Source organism: Litoreibacter sp., assembly GCF_058136045.1.
The window spans coordinates 657,965-682,189 of record NZ_JBYVDD010000003.1; the positions used below are offsets into that span (position 1 = coordinate 657,965).

The window sequence follows — 24,225 nt, forward strand, 5'->3', positions numbered from 1 at the left end:
CTTACTCCGCCGCTATCGGCGCCTTTGGTTGCAGCATCGGTTTCAGGTAATGGCCGGTATAAGACCCCTCAGCCTCGGCCACTTTCTCGGGCGTTCCGGTCGCCACAATCTGGCCACCACCATCGCCGCCCTCGGGGCCGATGTCGATGATCCAATCGGCGGTTTTTACCACATCAAGATTGTGCTCGATCACGATCACCGTATTGCCCTGATCGACCAGCTCATGCAGCACTTCGAGCAGTTTTTTGACGTCCTCAAAATGCAGCCCCGTGGTTGGTTCATCAAGAATATACAGCGTGCGCCCCGTAGATCGTTTTGCCAATTCCTTGGACAGTTTCACCCGCTGCGCCTCGCCGCCCGACAGCGTTGTCGCCTGTTGGCCCACCTTGATATAGCCCAAACCAACGCGCATCAGCGCATCCATTTTCTCGCGAATAGAGGGCACCGCTTTAAAAAACTCTTGCGCGTCTTCGACGGTCATATTCAGCACGTCGGCGATGCTCTTACCCTTGAATTTAACCTCCAAAGTTTCGCGGTTGTAGCGCGCGCCCTTGCAGGTTTCGCATTCCACATAAACGTCGGGCAAGAAGTGCATCTCGATCTTGATCACCCCGTCCCCTTTGCAGGCCTCGCAGCGCCCGCCCTTCACGTTGAAGCTGAACCGCCCCGGTTTATAGCCGCGGGTCTTGGATTCGGGCATGCCCGCGAACCAATCCCGGATCGGGGTAAACGCGCCAGTATATGTCGCAGGGTTCGAGCGCGGCGTACGCCCGATGGCACGTTGATCAATGTCGATCACCTTATCGAGATGCTCCAGCCCTTTGATTGTCTCGCAGGGCGCAGGCGTCTGGCGCGCGCCGTTCAGCGTCATTGAAGCGGTCTTAAACAATGTCTCGATCGTCAGCGTAGACTTGCCACCACCAGAAACGCCCGTAACACAGACAAATTTACCCAGCGGGAAATCAACGGTGACATTTTGCAGATTGTTGCCCGTGGCTTTCACCACGGTCAGCTTTTTCTTGTTGCCTTTGCGACGATCTGGGCTGAACGGGATTTCCCGCACGCCTGTCAAATACTGTCCGGTAATGCTGTTCAAATCCGCAGCCACATGCGCGGGCGTCCCGTGCGAGACCACTTCGCCGCCATGCACGCCAGCACCGGGGCCGATGTCGAAAACATAATCCGCCTCGCGGATCGCTTCCTCGTCATGTTCCACCACGATCACGGTATTGCCTTGATCACGCAGGTTTTTTAGCGTCGTCAGCAAGCGGTCATTGTCGCGCTGGTGCAGCCCGATGGACGGCTCGTCCAGCACATAAAGCACGCCCGTCAGCCCCGAGCCGATCTGCGACGCCAGCCGGATGCGCTGACTTTCCCCGCCCGACAAGGTGCCGGAATTGCGCGACAGCGTTAGGTACTCAAGGCCCACGTTGTTCAAAAAGCCCAGCCGCTCGCGGATTTCTTTTAAAATTGCCTGAGCGATCTCATTCTTCTGCACGCTCAGCGAGGCCGGTACGTTTTCGCACCAATCAAACGCCTCTTTGATCGACATTTGCACCACTTGCCCCACATGAAGCCCGGCGATTTTCACCGCCAAAGCCTCGGCCCGCAAGCGGTAGCCATCGCACACACCACATTTGCGGTTGTTCTGATAGCGCTCAAATTCTTCACGGATCCAGTTGCTATCGGTTTCGCGGTAGCGGCGCTCCATGTTCGGAATAACGCCTTCAAAAGAACGTGTTACCTGATAAACACGGCCACCCTCATCGTATCGAAACGGGATTTCATCCTCACCTGATCCATATAGAAACACCTGCTGCACATACGCTGGTAGATCTTTCCATGGGGTCTTCATGTCGAACTCGTAATGCTTGGCGATGGCCTCGATTGTTTGCAAGAAATACGGTGACTTGCCCTTGCGCCATGGCGCCAATGCCCCGTCATAAAGCTGCAATGTCTGATCCGGCACCACGAGGCGTTCGTCGAAGAACAGCTCAACGCCCAAGCCGTCGCATTCCTGACAGGCCCCGAACGGCGCGTTGAACGAGAACAAGCGCGGCTCGATCTCGGGGATGGTGAAGCCGGACACCGGGCAGGCAAATTTCTCGGAAAATGTAATGCGTTCCGGCTCTCCCTCTTTCGGGGCCGTTTCCAAAATGGTGATCCCGTCAGCCAAATCCAGCGCCGTGCGAAAGCTGTCCGCAAGACGGGTCTCCAGGCCCTCACGGACCACGATCCGGTCCACAACCACATCAATGTCATGGCGGAATTTCTTGTCCAAAGTAGGTGGGCTGTCTAACTCGTAGAACTCACCATCAACTTTGATGCGCTGAAAGCCCTGCTTGGCCAACTCCATGAATTCCTTGCGGTATTCACCTTTCCGGTCGCGCACAATCGGGGCCAATAGGTAGCCGCGCACCCCCTGCTCCATCGCCATAACGCGGTCCACCATGTCTTGGACCTGTTGCGCCTCAATCGGCTTGCCCGTTGCGGGCGAGTACGGCGTGCCGACGCGGGCAAACAGCAGCCGCATGTAGTCGTAAATCTCGGTCACAGTGCCAACAGTCGAGCGCGGATTTTTCGACGTGGTTTTCTGCTCGATCGAGATCGCTGGCGACAGGCCCGAGATGTGATCCACATCGGGTTTTTGCATCATATCAAGGAACTGGCGCGCATAGGCCGACAGGCTTTCAACATAGCGCCGCTGGCCTTCCGCATAAATCGTATCGAACGCCAAAGATGACTTGCCCGACCCCGACAGCCCCGTGATCACCACCAATTGGTTGCGCGGTATGTCCACGTCAATGTTTTTGAGATTATGCTCGCGCGCGCCGCGCACTTCGATGTTCTTTAGCTCTGCCATATCGGCCCCCAATGTGGTGAGCACAGACATAGTATCTCCGCGCCCAAACGCCAAGGCAAAAATGAGAACATTACGCGAACCTTAACTATAACGTCGCGCCAAAGCCCAATGCGTCAGCGCGCCCAACGTCAGGGCCACGATGATCGGGAGCGCCAGTCCCGTCAGCCCAAACGGCAAGATCATCGCGGCAATCACAGGCGTTCCGAGGCTGTTGCCAAGGTTGCCCATCTGCGCCATCGCGCCATTGCTTTGCGCCCGCCCCTCCGCGCCCGGGTTCAACTCTGGCACTGCGGCAAAACTTGCCGATTGCACCAGCCCCATGGCCGCCGCCAACCCAAAGCACCACAGCTCGGTCCAAGGCAGCAACCAGACCGCCAACGCGAAGCCTGCGCCAGCCACAAATCCTAGCTGCACAACTTGGACCGCGCGCAGGTAGCGCAGCAGCCAAACACCTAATAACAATGACGTGGCAATGCTTACCAATGGCAGCGCGCCCATGACGGCGATGCGTGTTGGCGCGCTTAGGAATGGTGGCAAAAATGTTAACAGGCTGACGAAGCTAAACGTGTAGAACAGCCAACCCAAAGCAGGGGCGCTGATGTTGGCAGAACGGTAGATGCGCCCATGATCCCGGATCACTTGGCTAAGCGTCGGGATCACTTTACCTTTGTCGCCTAAATCTTTGGGGATACATAGTAAAACAGCTAAAGAACAAGCCCCCATAAAGCCAGAATGCACACCAAATAGCGCGCCTAATCCGTGGGTGGCAACGAATGGAATACCAAACCAGCCAAGCAAGGCAAAGGCCACACCAAAGAAGGTGCTCCAGAGCGTTAAGGTTAACCCACGGTGGCGATCTTCGCTGAGTTGCGCCATCAAAGTCGGGGCCGCAACGACAATACTCAAATGCGACATGCCCTCGATCACGCGGCTCGCGGCCAACCAACCAAAACCGGGCAAACTGGACTGGAACAGCGAGACAACCGCGCCGCCCAATAGCCCGCAAATCAACGTGCGCCGGAACCCAATGCGCGCCACGATCAACCCCGCGACAACGCCCAAAACGATGCCGACAACGCCGATAAGTGAAACCAAAAATCCGACGTTGGCACCCGCGTCGGGGTAAAACGCACTCAGGCTATCGTAAGTAACGCTGACTTTGCCGTATTGAGCCGCCGCCCCAAGGCCTGACAGCCAGAGGACCAAAACGGCCAACCAATTTGTACGAAGTGATTCCATGCGGTGACCATCTGCGCTTACGCAAGAATTGGCCACCGCAAAACTCGATCACATGTGAAGCGCACGCCCGTAGGCATCCAACACAGATTCGTGCATCATTTCCGACAGAGTTGGATGCGGGAAGACGGTGTTCATCAGGTCTTCTTCCGTGGTCTCCAACGCGCGACCGACAACATAGCCTTGGATCAGCTCGGTGACTTCCGTGCCGACCATATGCGCGCCCAACAATTCGCCTGTTTTCGCGTCGAAGATGGTTTTTACCATGCCTTCCGGCTCGCCCAATGCAATCGCTTTGCCGTTGCCGATGAAGGGGAAGCGGCCCACTTTGATCTCAAAGCCCGCCTCTTTTGCCTTGGCTTCTGTGTACCCGACCGACGCCACTTGCGGGTGGCAATATGTGCAGCCTGCAATCGCCTCAGCGCGCACAGGGTGAAGGTTTTTCCTGCCCGCAATCAACTCGGCCACGACCACACCCTCATGGGATGCTTTATGCGCCAACCAAGGCGCGCCGGCGATGTCCCCGATGGCATAAATGCCCTCGACACCCGTGCGGCAGAACGCGTCCACAACCACATGGGTCCGGTCGATTTTCACGCCAAGCGCCTCCAGACCAAGGCCCTCAACATTGCCGACGATCCCCACGGCGGAGATCACCGTATCAAATTCAGCCGTCTCGGTTTTGCCGTTGGACTCGATATGAGCCACGACTTTACCTTTGCCGCGATCAAGTTTCTTAACCATGGTTTTTTCCATGATCTTCATACCCTGCTTGACGAATTGCTTCTTAGCGAAGGCAGATATTTCCGCGTCCTCGACCGGCAGAACCCGGTCCATGACTTCAACCACGGTCGTGTCGCAGCCCAAGGTGTTATAGAAGCTGGCGAATTCAATCCCGATCGCGCCAGAGCCGATCACCAACAATTTCTTGGGCATCCGTTTCGGCGTCAAAGCGTGCTTATAGGTCCAAACCAGATCGCCATCGGCCTCAAGGCCCGGCAGCTCGCGCGCCCGTGCGCCGGTGGCAATAACAATATTCTTACCCGTCAGCTCTTCAGTGCCCTTGTCAGTTTTGACCGAGACTTTACCTTTGGCAGGGATCGTTGCCTCGCCCATAATAGTGGTGATTTTGTTTTTCTTCATCAAATGGCTGATGCCACCAGACAGTTGCGACGCCACACCGCGCGAGCGCTTTACAACAGCATCCAGATCATAGCTGATCCCTTCAGCCTTTAAGCCAAACTCTTTGGCGCGGTGCATCAAATGGAACACTTCCGAGGAGCGCAGCAACGCTTTGGTTGGAATGCAACCCCAATTCAGGCAGATACCGCCCATGTGCTCGCGCTCCACAATGGCCACGTCCAGTCCAAGCTGTGCGCCACGAATGGCAGCAACATAGCCGCCTGGGCCTGCGCCAATCACAATTAAATCATAGGTTTTAACGGCCATTTGTTCTCTCTCCCGGGTCGAGTTAAAAGTAGTTTAGCGTTAAACTACTTTTTTTAGGTGCAAAAAGCAACGTGCCTTTCTGCCCCTACGTCATGCGCCCCAAGCATAGCTGCTATCGGCGCGCTTGTTCAAAACTTTTCAGTGATCGCGCCAAAAATGTGCCCACCCGGCGTGTGCCTTTGCGCGACAGGTGGATGCCATCCAAGGCAAAATGGCTGCGATTGCTCGGATCAATTGCCGCTTTAGAGCCCACGAACTCAACGCCGCGCACCCGTTTGGCCAGAAGGCGTTGACGCCTCGCCAACTCGGTGACCTCATTGACGCATTTCGTGAATAAATTTGGGCGCTCGTTGCCCTTATAATAGGCCAACACAATTACCCGAGGTCCATCGCTGCGAATTTTCTTCACCAAATCGGGTAGAATTCCGGACTTTGCATCCGCAGAAATCAACTTGTTCAAAACTTTGTCACAGCGTCGGCAGCCGCATTTTACCAACAAGTCATTGGCCCCGCCGTTCACCACGACCCAGTTCCAATTGCCTTTACTGTACTGGGCTGAAATGACGCTACGCGGATTGCCTTCCGCCCCCGTCAGATACAGTTTGGCCCCCGAGGCACTGCGGTTTTCAACCCTACGCCCGCTGTCCTTGGCCAAAAAATGCGGAATGGAAGCCCCTTTGAAAGACTGCCACTCCAACATGCTATCCCCGATGACTAAGATGTCATCCTTAGCGCTCGCTGGCGCAGCAATAACGGCGGCGAATGACACACAGGCCACCGCCAGATAGCGCGATAAACTCTTCAAACTAACGTCCTTAACCTGCGGCTTGCAGTGCCTTCACCGTGGAGCCGTAACCGCCTTCATTCATGTATTGGCTCTCAACCTGCGTCGTGCGACGCGCAAGCGCCTCATTGCGATATGGAAAGCGGCCAAATTTACGAATAACTTCGCGGTGCGCCTGAGCATGGAGCAGATTTCCGCCCCCTTCATTCGGCATATGGGTCAAAAACAACCGCACGCTGCGTTCCTGATCAGTCACGCTTTCGGAGTGCATCAATGGCATATAGAAAAACTGGCGCGCAGGCCCGTCTATCTTCATGTCCCAGCCCTTACAAATCGCCGTTTTGGCCACAGAAAGCGCCAGCCGGTCCGAGGCAAAAGATTGCTCAGAGCCGCGAAACATATTTCTGGGAAACTGATCTGTCAGGACAATGTAGGCCAATACGCCGCTGGGATAAGTCATCCACAAAGACAGGCCGCCCTCCATGGCTTTTTGCCACGTCGGCTCGAAACGCTCCCGGATTTCGGCATCTAGGGCCTCTCCGCCTGCGTACCAACCTGCTTCGCCTTGCTCATCCAGCCAAAAAGCCAGAACCTCTTCGGGTGTCGACATGGCATTACCTCCCCTGCCGCTATCGCTTAGTATTAATAAATCGTTACAATCTGAGGCGCAGATCGCAAGCCTTTTTCGACACTATGGTTACCGTGTTGACTCTTCGGCAACATCTTCCGCCGCTTCGGCAATCTCTTCGGCGGCATCCGCATAGTATTCTTGGGCATATTCGACCATAACCGCCGTCGCGCCGTGGCCAACCGGGGCGTATGGAACGGCCTCGTAGTCATCCTCTTCCGCATAAATTGATGGGCGCCGTGTCATCCGGTAGGCCGCATAGCTCGCCATCACCGACATTGTCGCCACAAACACCAGCCAAAATCCAGACGGGCCGAATTGCGTCATCAGCCAGCCGGTCACAACCGGGCCGCCAATCGCCCCCAAGCCGTTCACAAAGATTAACCCGCCCGAGGCTCCGGCCATATCTTCGGCGCTGAGGTAGTCGTTGGTGTAGGCAATCAGCAGCGCATAGAGCGGGTTGGTCATGCCCCCGATCACAAACGAGCAGGCCAGCAAGGTCGGGAAATGCGTGCCAAAGAGAAATGCCAGAACCGCCGCAATCGCCGCCACAGCCGACACCCCAAGGATCAAAATGCGCCGGTCCATGCGGTCCGACATCCATCCGATGGGGAATTGCAGCACCATAGCACCAATGAAAATGGATGACACGAACACCGAGATTTCCGCCACGCTGAGGCCGATTTTGGTGCCATAAACCGCCGACATGCCAAATTGCGCCGAGAATGCCCCGCCCAGCAGCAACATTCCCATGGCCCCTAGTGGCGAGTTGGTAAACAGCTCGCGAAAGCTCATCTGGCGGGTCGTCTCGAAAGCGGGCGTTGGTGACACGGACAGCAAAATCGGCGCGAATGAAATCGACACCAAGACCGAGGGGATGATGAACAAGATATACCCGCCCGGATCAGCCACATTCAGCAAGCCTTGCGCCGCAACGATGCCCACCATTTGCACGATCATATAGAGCGATAGCGCCTGCCCCCGGGTCTCGTTCGACGAGGAATTGTTCAGCCAGCTTTCCGCCGTGACGTACACACCCGACAGGCTAAAGCCGATTATGACGCGCAAAACCACCCAAGCAACCGGATCAGTGACCGCAGGGTAGAGGATCAAAACCGCCGAGATGAACGATCCAAGTGCCGCGAAAACCCGTACATGCCCAACCCGCTGGATAAAATTTGGGGCCATGCGTGACCCGCCAAGAAAACCCAGAAAATAGCCCGATGTGATCAGTGATAATTCGTAGGTCGAGAACCCCTCGATCCCCCCCCGAATACCGATGAGCGAGCCTTGCAACCCGTTGCCCACCATCAACAGCATCATGCCAAGTAACAAGGCCCACGACGATTTAAAAACTTCAACCATGATTAATCCATACTCAGACTTAGCTCACACCTTGGATTCTGCGTATCTGAGGTTGCGCCACCGCGAAACCACGCCACCGACATGTGGGCGTCGCGAGCGGCAGTTTTTAGGGCAAAAGCAGCGAGGAATCCCCGTACGAGAAGAAGCGGTACTGTTGACTAATCGCGTGCGCATAAATTTCGCGTACCCGTTCCTGGCCCATCAACGCAGACACCAACATCATCAACGTAGATTTCGGTAGGTGAAAGTTGGTCATCAACGCATCCACAATCTGAAACTTAAAGCCGGGGTAGATAAAGATGTCGGTCTCACCCTGCCATGGCATCACTTTACCATCGTGGGCAGCGCTCTCGATCAGCCTTAGCGCGGTGGTACCAACCGCGATCACCCGCCCGCCACTGGCCTTTGCCCCGTTGATCATATCCGCTGCATCTAGCGTGACATCGCCCCATTCCGCGTGCATCTTATGGGTGGTCACATCCTCAACCTTCACGGGCAAAAACGTCCCCGCCCCCACATGCAAAGTCACATGGGCAAAGCGCACCCCTTTGGCGGCAAGACGGTCCAATAAGTCTTGGTCGAAATGCAACGAGGCGGTCGGGGCGGCTACGGCACCGGTGTGTTTGGCGAAAACGGTTTGGTAGTCGGTCTTGTCCTGCCCGTCGGCGGGCCGTTTGGCGGCAATATAGGGCGGCAGCGGCATTTGGCCCGCCTCGTTCAGCGCCGCATCAAAATCCGCGCCCTGCTTGTTAAATTCCAGCGTGGCTTGACCATTTTCGCGCGACACCACCGTGGCTTGCAGCCCGGCCGCGAAGGCAATCACCTCTGCGTCGCGCACCTTGCGCAGCGGTTTGATCAACGCGCGCCACTGCCCGCTTTGGGTTGGCGACAATAAAGTCACCTCCATCTTGGAGCGGTTCCCGTCGCGGTCGCGGTGGCCAAAAAGGCGGGCGGAAATAACCTTGGTATCATTGAGGACCAGCACATCGCCTGCCCCCAAATGATCAACCAAATCAGTCACAGTTTGATCCACAATCCGGTGCCGCGTCGCCACCAACATCTTGGAGGAGCTACGCGGCACCGCAGGGCGGGTCGCGATCAGCTGCTCGGGTAGATCAAAGTCAAAATCGCTTAAGTTCATGGCGCAGGCCTTTAGTTTTTCAGCTTTGGCGGGGCTTGGCGAAATATCTCGCGAAAGATGCCCGGCGTCAGTATCGACAGTGGGTTTACCCCCACCCTCGGCCCGTCAACAGAGCCTTTTAGCGTGTAATTAAAGCCAAACAGCCCTTCCCCCCTGCGCGGTGAAAACAGCGCGCCAAATAAGCCATTCACCGCATAAATTGGCGAAACCACGCCTCGCATATCCATTCGTCGGCTGCCTGTATTGTAAATTCCGTCCATGGTGATCCCCATTGAAGGCCCCACCGCAGACGAGCTTTTGAGCGTCACCCCGCCGGGCGTCAACAAGAAACGGGCCTGAGTGTTGGTGAACAAAATTCCCTCGCCCGTGAGCTGCTCCAGCAAGCCGATGACGCTCAGCGCAGACAATAGGTCCGCCAAGGCCGGTGCCTTTTTAACGCGGGTATTTTTGATCTTCAGCGACCCTTCAAACTGTCCAGCTTTGCCATTGGGTTGCAACGTCAGGGTCATATCCCCGCCGTTAGCATTGAGAAAAATACCCGACGCGGCGATCACACGACCGCCGTTGCTTGACTTAATGCGCACCGCAGGACCCTGCCCCGTGGGGATCACAGTACCGGTTATCGCAGCCTTGCCATTCAGGTTGGCCTTGAACGTCCCATCAATGCCCTTCTTGTTGCGAAAACTGCCTTTGAATTGGTCAAGCGCGATGCTGTCAGCGACGATAAGCCGGTCCAAAGCCAGCTCCAATGGTGGCCCTGCTGATGCCCCGCTCCCCCCGTTAGAAGTCACGCCAAACTTGCGAATATCAATGGTGCCGCCCTTGATCGACACCAACGGGCTGCGATTTACACCGCGCCCGATCAAATCAACACGCGAGTTTAATTTTCCAGCTATTTTAAAGGACTTAAACACTGCATTTTTCAACCCTCCACCCGGGTTCAAAGTAACAGTGCCCCGCGCCTTCAGGCCACCGGCGTTGATTTGGACGTCATTAACCTTTGGCGTCGCTCCTAGCGTCAGATCTAGCTTCAAAGACCCTTTGCTCGACTTCGGCTTGACCCAACTCAACGCAGGAATAGCCAGTCCAATGCCACGCAGGTTTGAGTTTAACGTCACCTCAGGAGCGGCCCCTTTGGCCAGTTTAATGTCAATATTTCCACGCCCCGAGCCCGTAACGCTCCCCTTCGGCAACCCGACATTGAACACTGACAATGTGCGTGGCGATAATTCGATTGTGCCGCTGACGGTGCTATTTTTTCCAGTCCCCGCACCGATTTTTCGTGCCCATAGAACATCCATCGGCAGCTTATCAATCGTGGCCTTGCCGCCGATGGAAAGTTGCCCGTCGCCCGCCAGAACTTCCATCAGGTCTGCCCGTAATTTATGCCCCTCAATCAAAGTGTCCGAGGCAACGCCGCGCACCTCGGCGGACACCACATAGCCCACATCTTTGATCTTTACTTTTTCCTTCAACGGAACGGTCAACCGCGTATTAATTTTGGCCACTCCAGTCGCCACATCCGTTTTGAGGTCGGATTTTGTCAGGAATTCAAACGGCTTTTCGTCAAGCAAGGACAGAGTTGCAGATAAGGGGCCATTCAGCGTCAAATCAAACACTCCCATGGCGGGTTTTGCGCGCATATCGGGGATTTCCATGACCGAGCCTGCCGCCTGCAATGCGCCCCCAACGGGGGCCGTCACATAGCCCTCTTGGAGCGACAGATTGAAGGTTTTCTCCGAGATCGAGGCGTATCCTCGCGCGCCCTCAACAGGAGGAAGTGTCTTTAAAAACTTAACCTTAGTCCCGCTAAAATCAAAACTCACGGCGGCTTTAAGTGGCTCATCGGGCACAATTCTTAGCGATGCGTGGACATGTTCGGCTTGCCCCTCACGGATGTTTTCAACCAGCCAGTGACGCGTCTTTTTCACCGCGTTCTCTGGCCAAAGCGACATCACCCGATCATGACTGATATTGTCAATTGCTGCGTCCAACGAGACACTCCAACCGGTAGGCAAAACGTCGACGGCCCCGAAGGCGCGCAGGTTCACCCCATCGCTGCGCAGGGTCAATTGCCCAATGTCGAGCTGCAACTCTGCGGGGCGATACCGCATGTCCAACTCACCCGTGCTAAAGGTCACCGGCGCTTCAAACAGCCCCTCCGGCGCCAGTCGCACATTGCTAAATCGTAATTGCCCCAGCAGAACTTGCGGAACACCCGCCTTAAAGTCACTCAGGTCGGCATGGCCCGTCGCATCCAGGCGTAATTCAGGTGCATCAAGGGTGATTTGGTCAAACAGCAGCCGCCCCGTCGCAGCCTCGTATCTAAGGTAGGTTTTTGCAGAGTTGAACGGCACTGGTTTGGCCTGCTCTGTTGGTCGCAAATGCCCCTGCGCGATGTCCAGCGTCCCGGCCAATCCGGCAACCTGCCCCTCTGGGTCAATATCGGCGCTCAAGGCCCCCGAGACAGGAGCGTCCAGTATGCTTAGAAAGTTCAGAGCGCCGACTTGTGACGCCAGATCACGCGCCCGTAAATTGGTAAATTTTCCCACCAATTTGGCGCCAGCTTCGCCTTTGGTTTTATCGGCAGAAAAGAACAGTCGTGCGGGCGGGCCAGCGGGTTGATCCAAGTCAATGGACACCGTTAATGCAATCGCCTTTGGTGCATTGGTTAGGTTCAACACCCCCCGCTCAACCGAGGTCACTTCGCCACTCCGCGCATCGGTGAGTTTTATCGACAGCTCCCCCGCTTTGACCTCTTCCAACTCCTCCATCCACGGCTCGGCCAACCATGTATCAATCTGGGTCAACACCTCTGCCATTGATCCCGCCTGCACCTGATCACCCCCGACTTGAGCACCAAAGGCCAAGGCAATTTTGCCATCCTTATCGCGGATCAAATCAATGCTGGCCCCCTCCACCTCCAATGTCTCCAACTTAAGCCGGCCCAAAAGTAACTCGGAGGTATCCAGTTTGGTTCGTAGCTTGGGGAGTGCAAGAATCAGTTGGCCGTCCGCATTGAACAGCTCCACTTGCGTCACGTCGACGGTTGGTCTGTAGGCGCTGTCCAAAAGGCCAAAAGAGACCGAGGAAAACTGAATTCTCTCCTTGGGAAGCTCGGCGTTGATCCGGGCCTCTAGCCGATCCACGGCCCAGTCGGGCAACTCAAGGCTGCGCCCCATGAGCGACAACGCAATTACCACGACCAAGAATGCGAGAGCGGTCAAAACCAACCCCGTGCCCGACCACATAAGCCCTTTGCGGGCCTTTTTGTGATGCTGGCGTTGGATCAGATGGGTCGGGGGGGGCGTGGATATCCCCTCCTCTTCAAGGTCATTCGCCTCTGGGGTCTCACTGTCCGCCTGCGCGTCCTCTGCCCCTTCGGCTTCGGCCTGAGGGGGAAGTTCATCGTCTGCGTTTTGCGTGGCGTCGTCGGCCATGCCACCTCATCTTTCAATCGTACATGCAATCGCTTGCGTTCAGGTCTTTACCTTTACATACAGCGACCTACCTTTGGCGACACATCAATTCTGCATCACGAGGACATCGCATATGATAAAGATTGGCGAATTGGCCCCCGATTTCACCCTGCCGCGCGACGGAGGCGACACTGTGACGCTATCCGCGCTGCGCCCCTCATGGGTGGTTTTGTATTTCTACCCGAAGGACAACACCCCCGGCTGCACCACGCAAGCCATCGCTTTCACCCAGCAATTGCAGGCTTTTAGGGATGCAGGCTGCGAGATCATCGGGGTCTCGAAAGACAGCGTCAAAAAGCACGACAACTTCCGCAACAAACATGATTTGGGCATTACCCTGGCCTCCGACGCCGAAGCGGACGTGTGCGAGCGCTACGGTGTGTGGAAAGAGAAAAGCATGTACGGCAAGACGTTTATGGGCATCGAGCGCTCGACGTTTTTGATCGGCACAGACGGAATGCTCTTACAAGAATGGCGCAAAGTTCGTGTTCCCAACCATGTCGAGGCGGTTCTAGACACAGTGAGGTCAGCATGACCTTAAGTCTGCGCGAGATGGCCGTCACCGTGCTGGAAACCGCTGATCCATGGGAGAAAACAGCGCTATCGCACAAGTTTGCTAAAGCGTGGCTCGCCGCGCGCGAAAGCGGTCAGGAGATCGAATTGGGTCGCGCCACGCCGCCTGATTTTCCTGCCCGCCCGGATCAGCCGGAACTCCTATCCCCGCGCGACGTGCCCCACCGCAAGCCCGGAACGCCAGAGGGCCGAATCGCCATGTTACATGCCATTGCGCATATCGAGTTGAACGCGGTGGACTTGCATTGGGACATCATCGCCCGCTTTCCCGACATAGATTTTCCCCTAGGGTTCTATGATGACTGGGTGCGCGCCGCTGACGATGAATCCAAGCATTTCAACCTGATGTCCGACCGCCTTAAACAACACGACAGCCACTATGGGGCCTTGCCCGCCCATGCAGGCATGTGGACCGCCGCCACGGATACGATGGACGACATTAAAGGCCGTCTTGCAGTGGTGCCAATGGTTCTTGAGGCGCGCGGGCTAGATGTAACGCCCGGAATAATCGGCCTGTTCAAACAAGCAAAAGACCACAGCACAGTTGAGGCACTGGAGGTTATTTACGCCGAGGAAGTCGCCCATGTGGCCTATGGCTCTAAATGGTTCCACTTTCTATGCGGGCGCGAAAACCTTGATCCGACCCCCACGTTTCACCGCTTGGTGCGACGCTATTTCCACGCGCCCTTGAAGCCGCCTTTTAATGAAGAAAAGCGAGCCGAAGCCGGAATTGCACCCGATTTTTATTGGCCATTGGCCGCCAAGCCAAGGACGTGACCTTAGGGACATCGGCGAAATACCGCCAAAATAAGCACAATTTCCTTTTGAGAGGTTTTTTTCTAGCCTTAATTGTTGCGCGGATTCAGCACAAAGTTTAAGCATCTTGAAGCCGTTGGTGTGGTGGGGACCACCTGATGGCGTTGACGACTGGGAAAACGGGACCGTAAAACAGTGAAAACACGTCTTTTCAATATTTTAGATCACGCGATTGGGCACAAGCTGCCCGAGCAGCGCCTATTTTTAAAATCAGAGGAAGGCACGCGGTTCATCCGCTTGCGCCCAACACTGCAAGCCGGGGTCATCATCGGCGGGGCCATCATCGCCTGTTGGACCTTCGTGGTCACCGCCATTTTCTTGATGGATACGATCAGCTCAGGCAACGCACGAGAGCAGGCTCAACGCGAAAGAGCCATCTATGAGGCACGCTTGAATGCCCTCTCCCGCGAACGCGACAGCCGTGCTGTTGAAGCCTCGGCCGCTCATGACCGGTTCTACGTGGCGCTGGAGCAAATTTCCAAAATGCAGTCGTCCTTGTTGGCCTCTGAGGATCGTCGCAACGAGCTGGAAACCGGCATCGAAGTCATCCAAACCACCCTGCGCCGCACCATGAAAGACCGTGACGCGGCCCGTGATGAATCTGAGGTTCTAACCGCGCAGTTGAACGCCGATGGGTCAACCGACGCACCGCTTCTTGCGCGCGCCAAGACCGTCGATGGATCGGTATCGTTCCTGACCGCCGCGCTGGAGAAAACTGCCGCCGAGCGTGACCAGATCGCCAAAGACGCGGAAGATGCGATCGGGATTGCCGATGATTTGCGCTTTACCCTCAAGATGAATGAGGATCGAAACAACCAAATCTTCACCCGTCTTGAAGAGGCCGTGACTGTCTCTCTGCAACCGCTCGACAAGATGTTTCGTGCCGCAGGCATGCCCACCGAGAGCATCCTGCGCGAAGTGCGTCGTGGCTATTCTGGCAAGGGTGGCCCGCTGCTGCCCGCCACTATGTCGACCTCTGGCGGCGGGACTGTTGCGGATCACACCTCCAAGCGCGCCAATCGGTTGCTCAAGGAGTTGGACCGCATCAACTTGTTCCGCATCGCCGCCGATAAATCGCCTGTGGCCATGCCGGTTAAATCTGCGTTCCGCTTCACCTCCCCTTTCGGCTATCGCCGTGATCCCAAAGGCGCAGGTCGTCGCATGCACGCAGGCGTTGATTTCGCCGGCGCGCGCGGCACAGCAATCTACGCAACCGCCGATGGCGTCGTCACTCATGCAGGCTGGCAATCAGGCTATGGCCGCCTCGTGAAGATCAAACACGCCTTCGGTATTGAGACCCGCTATGCCCATAACTCGAATATTCGTGTAAAAGTCGGCCAAAGGGTATCGCGTGGCGACCGTATTAGTGATATGGGAGCCACTGGCCGTGTCACCGGCACCCATCTTCACTACGAGGTTCGCCTCAACGGAACTCCGGTCAACCCGATGACCTATATCAAGGCAGGACGCGATGTTTTCTAAAAGTAAAATCAACGACCCAAGCGCTAAACCATCCGAGACCAGCTCGGCCCCGGCAAAGCCAGCCGCCCCGGCAGCACCAAAGCCTGACTTTGCGGCCTCGGCTCCTCGTCCCAAAGCCCCACCGTCAATTTTGTCGACTGATTTAACCGTCACCGGCAACATGAAAACGACTGGCGACATTCAGGTCGAAGGCACTGTGGAAGGCGATATTCGCGCCCATTTGCTGACAGTTGGTGAGACCGCAGTTATCCGTGGCGAGATCGTCGCCGATGATGTCGTGGTCAATGGCCGCGTCGTTGGTCGAGTGCGTGGCCTGAAGGTGCGTTTAACCTCTACTGCACGGGTGGAAGGCGACATCATCCATAAGACAATCGCAATTGAAAGCGGTGCGCATTTCGAGGGCTCTGTACAGCGCCAAGATGACCCGTTGAATACCGGCGGCAAAGGCATTCCGGGTGGCGCTCCAATGCCTGCGGCACCCTCGGCTCCGCCCGCAAGCACGCCTGAAAAACCTAAAAGCTAAAAGCATGGATGCTGTCGCGACTTTGAATCAGCACGGTTCAAAGTCGCTGCCTCTTTGTGCTCCACAAAGTCGGCCCTATCTTTTAGTGGCCGCCATTCTTGCGTCCTCACTCGGCTTTATTGATGGCTCGATCGTGGCAATCGCCTTGCCTGCTATTCGCGTGTCTTTGGAGGCAACCCTGCTCGAGGCACAGTGGGTTTCAAACGCCTACATGCTTACGCTCAGCGCCCTGATCCTAGTCGGTGGCGCCGCCGGAGACCGTTTCGGACTTGTGCGCGTCTTTGGGGGTGGGATCGCGTTATTTATGCTGGCTTCGGTGGCCTGCGCTTTCTCTCCCACCCCCAGTTTTCTAATTGCAGCCCGTGCGCTCCAAGGTTTGGCCGCCGCATTAATGGTACCTGGCTCACTGGCGCTTATTTCACGCACCTACCCCCCTGAAGATCGGGCCAAAGCAATCGGAATTTGGGCGGCATCGGCCGCTGTCACCTCCGCGCTTGGGCCGATCATCGGGGGCGTCGCTCTTAGCTTTGGCGGCCAAGAGGCTTGGCGCTATATTTTTGCGGTAAACCTGCCGTTAGGCACTCTGGCCCTCTATTTTCTACTGGCCAAAGTCACACAAGATCCTGGCCAACCTGAGCGTGGCCTTGATATCCCCGGAGCGCTGAGCGCCACCTTAGGATTGGGCTTATTCGCTTGGACCCTAAGCGGAATTAGCAGCGGTCAGGGCGCGTTACTATCAACAAATGGGGTGATAACCGGCGTAGCAGGCCTTGTTACACTTGCGATATTTTTGCGAATAGAGGCCCGCAGCGCCCATCCGATGATGCCTTTATCGCTGTTCAAAAACCAAAGTTTCTCGGCTGCAAATCTTGTGTCCTTTGGTATCTATTTTGCCTTCTCTGCTGTCCTGTTTTACTTGCCCATGCTGGTCATAGGAAGCTGGGGGAAAAGTGAGCTTGCAGCCTCCGCAGCCTATGCCCCGCTGTCAGTTTTTATCGCACTGCTGTCTGGACGTGCGGGGCAATTGGCCGGGCGCATTGGGCCAACGCCTCTTTTGGTAAGCGGCGCATTGGTGCTGGCCACCGGATATGCGGTGCTGGCTTTGATCATCCCGTCCCAGAGTTTTTGGGGTGCCCTGATGCCCGCCATGTGCCTACAGGGCATCGGCATGGGGTTGGTTGTGGCACCACTGTCCTCGGCAGTCATGGGGGCTGTTCCCCCGAACGCCACTGGCACGGCGTCAGGCATTAACAATGCAGTCACCCGAATGGCGAGCCTCATTGCTATCGCAGCCATGGGTAGCGTTGTTGCTGTCGTATATGGCATGGCGGATGGGCCTGCGAGCTATGGGGAGGTCATGATTGATCCCGCTCATGCTGCGGCCTCCAATGCAGCCTTTATAAGGGTCGCATGGGCCGCATCGGTTGTCTGTCTGCTGTCCGCTGTGATTGCTGCGCTTGGCAGCCAGTCGCCAGAGGTGGCGCACGACTAACCAGTTGCACCGCCCCGGCGTATCAGTCCTCGGACTGCGCCTCGGCACGCGACTTACCCGACACATCCAACGCCAACGTGGCAGCCATGAACCCGTCCAGAGCGCCGTCCAGCACCCCTTTGGTGTCAGAGGTCTCGTGGTTGGTGCGCAAGTCCTTCACCATCTGATAGGGCTGCAAAACATAGGACCGGATCTGGTTGCCCCACCCCGCGTCGCCCTTGTTCTCATGGGCCTCGTTCACTGCCGCATTCCGGCGATCCAGCTCCATCTGATAGAGCCTAGATTTCAGCGCCTTCATTGCAATATCACGGTTCTGGTGCTGCGACTTCTCGGAGCTGGTGACCACAATACCCGTCGGTAAGTGGGTGATCCGCACGGCCGAGTCTGTTGTGTTCACGTGCTGCCCCCCCGCCCCGGACGAGCGATACGTGTCGAGGCGGATGTCGGATTGGTTCACCTCGATCTCAATATTGTCATCGACCACCGGATAGACCCAGACCGAGCTAAACGAAGTGTGCCGCTTGGCCGCGCTATCGAACGGAGAGATACGCACCAAACGGTGCACGCCGCTCTCGGATTTCAGCCAGCCATAGGCGTTGTGGCCGCTAATTTTATAGGCAACGGATTTGATCCCCGCCTCGTCGCCCGCCGAGGTTGATTGCAACTCGACCTTATAGCCGCGCTTCTCGGCCCAGCGGACATACATGCGCGCCAGCATCGAGGCCCAGTCGCAACTTTCGGTGCCACCTGCGCCGGCGTTGATTTCTAGGAATGTGTCGTTGGCATCGGCCTCGCCGTTCAACAAAGCCTCCAACTCGGCGGCGGCGGATTGCTTGCGCAGGGCTGCCAGGCCGGCCTCGGCCTCGGCCACCACATCCGCGTCATCTTCCATCTCGCCCATCTCAATCAGCTCAATACTGTCGTCCAGATTTTGCTTCATCTCTGAATAGCTGTCGATGGCATCAACCAGTGATTGCCGCTCGCGCATCAGCTTTTGAGCCGCATCCGGATTGTCCCACAGATTTGGGTCCTCCACCCGCGCATCAAATTCTTCCAGCCGATACGGCGCCGTTTCCCAATCCATTCGCTGACGTAACAACGCCAGAGATTTCTCAATAGCATCCACGTTATTCTGAGCGTCTGCGCGCATAGGAAAATCCTGCAAATTTGGTTCAGGTCAAGGTGATAGGCCAGAGCCAGCCGTCACGCAAGCAAGCTCAGGTGATCGGCGTGATCCTACCGCAATAAGGCTAGTAAAGGCCGCCCGCACTCAGCGTACCAAAGTTGGCCCGTTTCGGGATAACCGCCTTCTTACCCGTCGAAGTCGTGACCTCTCTCACGGCTGTCACGTCGTCTTGCCCCCGCGAGAACAGGCTAAGGTTTGACCCCATGGCAAAGCCACCATCAATGATCGCGCCCAAGCCGTATGAGGGCTCTTCGCCGTCACGGAAATATTCGGTCACCACATGATCACCGGATGCATTCGCAGGCAAAACTGCGCCCGTGAAGCGGTCGATTTTTACAAAGTAGCCACCCGGTGGCACCTTGAATTTACCGCCGCCATATTTGGCCGTCGCTTTCTTCATATAGCTGTTGAACACTGGGCCACACATGCCACCGCCATAGGCCCCTTTCCCCATGGAGCGAGGTCGGTCAAAGCCGATATAGCACCCTGCCACGATGTTGGAGGTAAAGCCCACGAACCACACATCTTTCGCGTCATTGGTGGTGCCGGTTTTGCCCGCCGTCGGTACGCTCAGGTTAACCGTTCTGGCGGCGGTGCCGCGTTTCACCACGCCCTGCATCATCGAGGTCAATTGATAAGCAGTGATCGCATCCATGACCCGCTCGCGGCTGGAGGTGATCGTCGGGGAAAAATCCGGGTCCAGCGAGGCCAGTTGGCAATCCTCGCAGGTCCGCTTGTCGTGGCGATACACCGTGCGCCCCCAACGGTCCTGCACCCGGTCCACCAGCGTTGGCTCGACCCGCTCGCCGCCATTGGCAAACATCGCATAGGCCGTCACCATCCGCATAAGCGTGCTTTCCTGCGCGCCCAATGCGTTGGACAAAAACGGGTTCATATCATCGTAGACGCCAAAGCGCTCGGCGTAGCTGGCAACCGTATCCATGCCGATTTCCTGCGCCAGTCGAATGGTCATCAGGTTGCGCGATTGCACGATACCGGTGCGCACAGGCGTTGGGCCATAGAACTTGTTGGACGAATTTCGGGGCCGCCAAAGACCTTGCGGCGTATTCACTTCAATCGGCGCATCCACCACGATTGTGTTCGGGGCAAAGCCACTGTCCAGCGCGGCGGCATAGACGAATGGCTTGAAGCTGGAACCGGGCTGGCGCGTCGCCTGCGTGGCGCGGTTAAACACCGAGTGCTGATACGAGAACCCGCCCTGCATCGACAACACGCGGCCCGTGTTCACATCCATCGCCATAAAGCCGCCTTGGACCTCCGGGACTTGGCGCAGGGACCATGTGCCGTCATCGCGCGCGCGCACATGAACCACGTCGCCCACATCCAACAGGTTGTCCACATTGGCGAATTTCTTGCCCAGTTTGCCGTTCTCAAGCCGAGGGCGCGCCCATTTGACGTCTGCCCCTAAAATTGTGCCCGGATCAGTGACGCCCTGCACGCCGATGTTGGCGTTATTGCCGTCAAACGACAGCACGACAGCGGCTTTCCAGCCCTCGATATCGCGGGGGAATGTGGTGTCGGACAGGGCCTCTTTCCAGCCCTCGCCCGCCAAGTCTTCCGCCTCAACCTTGGCGCTCACGCGGCGGAACACACCCCGCCCCCGGTCGTATTTTTCCAGCGCTGCACGCAGGGATTTCGCCGCAACTTTCTGCAACTCACGGTCAACCGTGGCGCGAATGGTTAGCCCGCCCTCGAAAAATTCGTCCTTGCCAAAGTCCTTGGATAACTGGCGGCGAATTTCATCGGTAAAATAGTCGCGGCTGGGCAAATCCGACTTGAAATTTGTGTAAGTGCCGTCTTGCACCGTAGCCAAAGGTTTCGCCCGCGCGGCCGTATATTCCTCCATCGAAATATAGCCGTTTTCCTGCATCTCGCGCAGGACAAAATTGCGGCGGCCAATGGCGCGCTCGGCTTGGCGCACTGGGTGATAGCGCGACGGAGCCTTGGGGAGAACGGCCAGATACGCGGCCTCCTCAATCTTTAGATCGGCAAGCGTTTTGTTGAAATAGGTTTGCGCAGCGGCCGCCACACCAAAACTATTTTGGCCGAGGAAAATTTCATTCAAGTACAGCTCTAGGATCTTATCCTTGCTCAAGGTTCCCTCGATACGCGCGGCAAGGATCAGCTCTTTGATCTTACGCTCGGCCGAGCGGTCGCCGGACAGCAAGAAGTTCTTCATCACTTGTTGCGTAATAGTCGAGGCCCCGCGAAGGCGCCCGCCCCGTGCCGCATCAAACGCGGCCTTCGCCATGCCCAACGGATCATAGCCTTTGTGGGTATAGAAATACTTGTCTTCCGCCGAGATAAACGCCTGCTTTACGATGTCGGGAATTTGATCTGCGGGGGCAAACAGGCGGCGCTCGTGGGCAAATTCGTCGATCAATGTACCTTGGCCGGAATAAATGCGGCTAATGGTCGGCGGCGTGTATTGCGCCAGCTGATCGGTATCGGGCAGGTCGCGCGCATACATAAAGAAGATCGCGCCAATAAGCAGCGACACCGCCACAGTGCCGATACAAATCAGGCTGAAAACCGACCCGAAGAAAGATAAAATCATGCGCAGCAATTGCTCTGCCCCCAAATTCTCGTTGCACAGTATATAGGTGCCGCCACCGCGAAGGTCAAAACGCCTTGTCGGGGAAAGACGGCCAAAACCGGCCGATTTCGATCACGTTTCTTTGCCATTCTCATTGCCCCGCCGCAATCGCGGCATCTTCCAGCGCCCAAAGGTCCAGCCCATCAACGATTCCAGTCGCGGCTTGAGCGCGCCAAACCTGATCTTGCAGTCGGTCCAAATCTGACTGCGACGACATAAAGCCCAACTCAATCAGAACCGACGGAATATCTGGCGCTTTGAGCACCGAGAACCCGGCCTCTAGGCGGGGCCGCTTGTGCAGTTTGCCCAAAGTGTTGCGCAAACCACCGACCAAAGCATCCGCCAGCCGGTCTGTGCGCGGCGTGGTTTCGCGGCGCGCAAGGTCCATCAGCACGCCTGCAATCTGGTCATCTTGCGCGGTCAAATCCACGCCTGCCACAATGTCAGTGCGGTCTTGGCGCTCGGCCAGTTTGGCCGAAGCCTCGTCGGATGCCTCTGCGGATAAAGTGTAGATCGTTGTGCCTGTCGCGCGCCCTTCGGCCAAAGCATCCGCATGGAGCGACAAGAACACGCCCGCCCCTGCGGCACGCGCCAGCGACACCCGTTGGGGCAGCGACACAAAGCTGTCGTCCTCGCGGGTCATCACCACATCATAGCGCCCCGAACGCAGCAATTGCTCGCGCAGCTCGCGGGCGAATTGCAACATCAGATCCGCCTCATCAATGCCTTCACGCTGCGCGCCGGGGTCCACCCCCCCATGGCCGGGGTCAATCACAACTATCAAACGGGCGGGCGCATCACCGCTTTGGGTCTCATGCGTCCAAGTCTTCACCGACCTCGCAGTCACCGCCGCGCGTTTGGCAAACTCTTCCTCCGAGACGGGCGTCAGCCTAAGCGTCAGCACCGCGTCCCCGTCCACCGGATCAGGCACCATGCCGGCCTCGGAAACCTGCAACGGCTCGGATAATTCCAACACCAGCCGCGACCAGCCATCGCGGATAACCCCGGCGCGCAGCTCCACGATTTTATCCGAGTGGTCCAGCGCGCTCAGATCCGCCTCAAAGGCCACCTCGCGGAAATCCACCGCGATCCGGCGCGGCGCGTTTAGCAGTTGCACGCGGTAGGGCACCGCTTGGGTCAACGCCAGGGTCAGGGTCGTGCTGCCATAGCCGTCGACCACCTGTGACGCCGCCATATCGACGCGCGCCAAGGCCCGCAGCTCTTGCGCCGCAACGGGTGTGCCTGCCCCTGCCACGCACAGGAGGGCCGCTATTGCCATGGTGATCAGCCTGCTCATGACTGCCCTTTATTCTTTTTCATTCTTTTGCAGGCACCTTAACAGCAATCGCGTGTTGGGCGAAGACGTAATCTAGCTGCGCTTGGCTTTATAGCTGGCCATAAATTTGGTCAGTCGCGCCAACCCTTCAACAATATCGTCGGTGCCGCGCGCATAGGAAAACCGCAAGGTAGTATGGCCACGCACCGGATCGAAATCCAAGCCCGGAGTGACCGCCACCCCCGCTTGCTCCAATATTTCGGCGGCAAAGGCGAGGCTGTCGTTCGTCAACTCCGAGACATCGGCATAAATGTAGAACGCCCCGTCCGGTGGCGCGATTTTGTCGAACCCCGCTTGCGGCAAACCTTCCAACATCAAACGGCGGTTCTCGGTATAAGAGGACAGCATGGCCTCGGTCTCGGCGCGGCCATTCAAGGCCCCGATGGCCGCAACTTGGGCGGCGTGTGGCGCGCAGATGAACATGTTTTGCGCCAACCGCTCGATCCGGCGCACGTGATCTTCCGGCACCACCATCCAGCCCAACCGCCAGCCCGTCATGGAGAAATACTTCGAGAACGAGTTGATCACATAGACATCATCCGACAACTCCAGCGCCGAGACCGCCCGCCCCTCATATTGAACGCCGTGGTAGATTTCATCCGAGATGAACGCCACATCTTTGGCTTGGCAATCCGCGATCAACGTGCCCAAATCCGCCTTCGACAACATCGTCCCCGTCGGGTTTGCAGGCGAGGCTACGATCAAGCCTGCCAACTCCGCCTCTGGCAATTTCGGCACATGGCGCTCGGAAGCAAAGGTCGGAATGGCGTGGGGGGTCAGGCTTAATGCCTTGAGAATTTGCCGGTATGACGGATAGCCCGGCTCCGGCAGGCCAACCGCCTCTCCCGCCTCGAACAGGCTGGTGAATGCCAATACAAAAGCCGCCGAGGAGCCCGCCGTCACCACAACGCGCGCCGGGTCCAGATCAATGGCGTACCAGTCCTTGTACAGCGCCGCGATACCTTCGCGTAGCTCCGGCAAGCCCAGCGATACCGTGTAGCCAAGCGCGTCGTTTTCCATCGCTTGCGCCAAGGCCGCGCGGGCCGTTTTTGGCGCAGGCGTTCCCGGCTGGCCGACCTCCATGTGAATAATCGAGCGGCCAGCCTGCTCAAGACGGCGCGCCTGCTCCATCACATCCATAACAATAAAGGGATCGACCTCGCCACGGGTTGAACTTCGCATCATATCCTCGCAGGGTTGCGGTGTTTCGCGCTTCAAACCAGTCCCCGCCGCCGGGGTCAATCGCTGGAAAGGA

General features: G+C 57.1%; 17 protein-coding genes. 5 read left to right on the top strand and 12 right to left on the bottom strand.

Annotated features, from left to right (window positions below; translation table 11 throughout):
- Position 1: 1 nt before the first annotated feature.
- The 8 genes from uvrA to AC3Y7R_RS04625 all read right to left on the bottom strand — a co-directional run bounded on the left by uvrA (position 2) and on the right by AC3Y7R_RS04625 (position 12,906).
- Positions 2-2,863, bottom strand: a complete 2,862-nt coding sequence (gene uvrA, locus AC3Y7R_RS04590) for an excinuclease ABC subunit UvrA (protein WP_490040980.1) — start codon at positions 2,861-2,863, stop codon at positions 2-4.
- A gap of 81 nt (positions 2,864-2,944) precedes the next feature.
- Positions 2,945-4,102, bottom strand: a complete 1,158-nt coding sequence (locus AC3Y7R_RS04595) for an MFS transporter (RefSeq protein WP_490040823.1) — start codon at positions 4,100-4,102, stop codon at positions 2,945-2,947.
- A 48-nt stretch (positions 4,103-4,150) separates the two neighbouring features.
- Complete coding sequence (gene lpdA / locus AC3Y7R_RS04600) at positions 4,151-5,548, bottom strand: dihydrolipoyl dehydrogenase (RefSeq protein WP_490040824.1); 1,398 nt, start codon at positions 5,546-5,548, stop codon at positions 4,151-4,153.
- Positions 5,549-5,660: 112 nt separating this feature from the next.
- Positions 5,661-6,353, bottom strand: a complete 693-nt coding sequence (locus AC3Y7R_RS04605) for an SGNH/GDSL hydrolase family protein (RefSeq protein ID WP_490040825.1) — start codon at positions 6,351-6,353, stop codon at positions 5,661-5,663.
- 10 nt (positions 6,354-6,363) lie between these two features.
- The gene (locus AC3Y7R_RS04610) at positions 6,364-6,942 is read right to left on the bottom strand and encodes a DUF924 family protein (RefSeq protein ID WP_490040826.1); all 579 of its coding nucleotides are present in this window, start codon (positions 6,940-6,942) and stop codon (positions 6,364-6,366) included.
- An 87-nt stretch (positions 6,943-7,029) separates the two neighbouring features.
- Entirely contained in the window at positions 7,030-8,325 is a 1,296-nt protein-coding gene (locus tag AC3Y7R_RS04615) for an MFS transporter (protein ID WP_490040827.1), read from the bottom strand.
- A 106-nt stretch (positions 8,326-8,431) separates the two neighbouring features.
- Positions 8,432-9,466 carry a tRNA preQ1(34) S-adenosylmethionine ribosyltransferase-isomerase QueA gene (gene queA, locus AC3Y7R_RS04620; protein WP_490040828.1) on the bottom strand — a complete coding sequence of 345 codons (1,035 nt, stop codon included), beginning with the start codon at positions 9,464-9,466 and terminating at the stop codon, positions 8,432-8,434.
- A gap of 11 nt (positions 9,467-9,477) precedes the next feature.
- The gene (locus AC3Y7R_RS04625; RefSeq protein WP_490040829.1) at positions 9,478-12,906 is read right to left on the bottom strand and encodes a YhdP family protein; all 3,429 of its coding nucleotides are present in this window, start codon (positions 12,904-12,906) and stop codon (positions 9,478-9,480) included.
- 112 nt (positions 12,907-13,018) lie between these two features.
- On the opposite strand from AC3Y7R_RS04625, the gene bcp reads away from it, so the two are divergent.
- The 5 genes from bcp (at position 13,019) to AC3Y7R_RS04650 (ending at position 17,831) form a co-directional block, all read left to right on the top strand.
- Complete coding sequence (gene bcp, locus AC3Y7R_RS04630) at positions 13,019-13,480, top strand: thioredoxin-dependent thiol peroxidase (protein ID WP_490040830.1); 462 nt, start codon at positions 13,019-13,021, stop codon at positions 13,478-13,480.
- Positions 13,477-14,295, top strand: coding sequence for a ferritin-like domain-containing protein (locus tag AC3Y7R_RS04635; RefSeq protein WP_490040831.1), 819 nt, complete (start codon positions 13,477-13,479; stop codon positions 14,293-14,295). Before bcp ends, AC3Y7R_RS04635 begins: the two co-directional genes overlap by 4 nt.
- Before the next feature lie 174 nt (positions 14,296-14,469).
- A complete protein-coding gene (locus AC3Y7R_RS04640; protein ID WP_490040832.1) occupies positions 14,470-15,816 on the top strand; it encodes a DUF5930 domain-containing protein in 1,347 nt (448 codons plus the stop codon).
- Positions 15,806-16,339, top strand: coding sequence for a bactofilin family protein (locus AC3Y7R_RS04645; protein WP_490040833.1), 534 nt, complete (start codon positions 15,806-15,808; stop codon positions 16,337-16,339). The genes AC3Y7R_RS04640 and AC3Y7R_RS04645 overlap by 11 nt, the downstream gene beginning before the upstream one ends.
- A gap of 85 nt (positions 16,340-16,424) precedes the next feature.
- Positions 16,425-17,831 (top strand): MFS transporter, encoded by a 1,407-nt coding sequence (locus AC3Y7R_RS04650; RefSeq protein WP_490040834.1) that lies wholly within the window; start codon positions 16,425-16,427, stop codon positions 17,829-17,831.
- Between the two features lie 22 nt (positions 17,832-17,853).
- On the opposite strand, the gene prfB is transcribed toward AC3Y7R_RS04650, so the two are convergent.
- The 4 genes from prfB to AC3Y7R_RS04670 all read right to left on the bottom strand — a co-directional run bounded on the left by prfB (position 17,854) and on the right by AC3Y7R_RS04670 (position 24,152).
- Positions 17,854-18,981 carry a peptide chain release factor 2 gene (prfB, locus tag AC3Y7R_RS04655; RefSeq protein ID WP_490040835.1) on the bottom strand — a complete coding sequence of 376 codons (1,128 nt, stop codon included), beginning with the start codon at positions 18,979-18,981 and terminating at the stop codon, positions 17,854-17,856.
- Positions 18,982-19,081: 100 nt separating this feature from the next.
- Positions 19,082-21,604 (bottom strand): penicillin-binding protein 1A, encoded by a 2,523-nt coding sequence (locus tag AC3Y7R_RS04660; protein WP_490040836.1) that lies wholly within the window; start codon positions 21,602-21,604, stop codon positions 19,082-19,084.
- A 121-nt stretch (positions 21,605-21,725) separates the two neighbouring features.
- Positions 21,726-22,931 (bottom strand): N-acetylmuramoyl-L-alanine amidase, encoded by a 1,206-nt coding sequence (locus tag AC3Y7R_RS04665; RefSeq protein ID WP_490040837.1) that lies wholly within the window; start codon positions 22,929-22,931, stop codon positions 21,726-21,728.
- Positions 22,932-23,003: 72 nt separating this feature from the next.
- Positions 23,004-24,152, bottom strand: a complete 1,149-nt coding sequence (locus AC3Y7R_RS04670; RefSeq protein WP_490040981.1) for a pyridoxal phosphate-dependent aminotransferase — start codon at positions 24,150-24,152, stop codon at positions 23,004-23,006.
- Between the last annotated feature and the right edge of the window lie 73 nt (positions 24,153-24,225).

What these genes read in the sequence shown, in the direction of transcription:
- AC3Y7R_RS04615 (WP_490040827.1), bottom strand. Translation starts at nt 8,325, where the DNA reads ATGGTTGAAGTTTTTAAATCGTCGTGGGCCTTGTTACTTGGCATGATG.
- AC3Y7R_RS04635 (WP_490040831.1), top strand. Translation starts at nt 13,477, where the DNA reads ATGACCTTAAGTCTGCGCGAGATGGCCGTCACCGTGCTGGAAACCGCT.
- AC3Y7R_RS04645 (WP_490040833.1), top strand. Translation starts at nt 15,806, where the DNA reads ATGTTTTCTAAAAGTAAAATCAACGACCCAAGCGCTAAACCATCCGAG.
- AC3Y7R_RS04665 (WP_490040837.1), bottom strand. Translation starts at nt 22,931, where the DNA reads ATGAGCAGGCTGATCACCATGGCAATAGCGGCCCTCCTGTGCGTGGCA.
- bcp (WP_490040830.1), top strand. Translation starts at nt 13,019, where the DNA reads ATGATAAAGATTGGCGAATTGGCCCCCGATTTCACCCTGCCGCGCGAC.
- prfB (WP_490040835.1), bottom strand. Translation starts at nt 18,981, where the DNA reads ATGCGCGCAGACGCTCAGAATAACGTGGATGCTATTGAGAAATCTCTG.
- AC3Y7R_RS04610 (WP_490040826.1), bottom strand. Translation starts at nt 6,942, where the DNA reads ATGTCGACACCCGAAGAGGTTCTGGCTTTTTGGCTGGATGAGCAAGGC.
- AC3Y7R_RS04595 (WP_490040823.1), bottom strand. Translation starts at nt 4,102, where the DNA reads ATGGAATCACTTCGTACAAATTGGTTGGCCGTTTTGGTCCTCTGGCTG.
- queA (WP_490040828.1), bottom strand. Translation starts at nt 9,466, where the DNA reads ATGAACTTAAGCGATTTTGACTTTGATCTACCCGAGCAGCTGATCGCG.
- AC3Y7R_RS04670 (WP_490040981.1), bottom strand. Translation starts at nt 24,152, where the DNA reads ATGCGAAGTTCAACCCGTGGCGAGGTCGATCCCTTTATTGTTATGGAT.
- lpdA (WP_490040824.1), bottom strand. Translation starts at nt 5,548, where the DNA reads ATGGCCGTTAAAACCTATGATTTAATTGTGATTGGCGCAGGCCCAGGC.
- AC3Y7R_RS04625 (WP_490040829.1), bottom strand. Translation starts at nt 12,906, where the DNA reads ATGGCCGACGACGCCACGCAAAACGCAGACGATGAACTTCCCCCTCAG.
- uvrA (WP_490040980.1), bottom strand. Translation starts at nt 2,863, where the DNA reads ATGGCAGAGCTAAAGAACATCGAAGTGCGCGGCGCGCGCGAGCATAAT.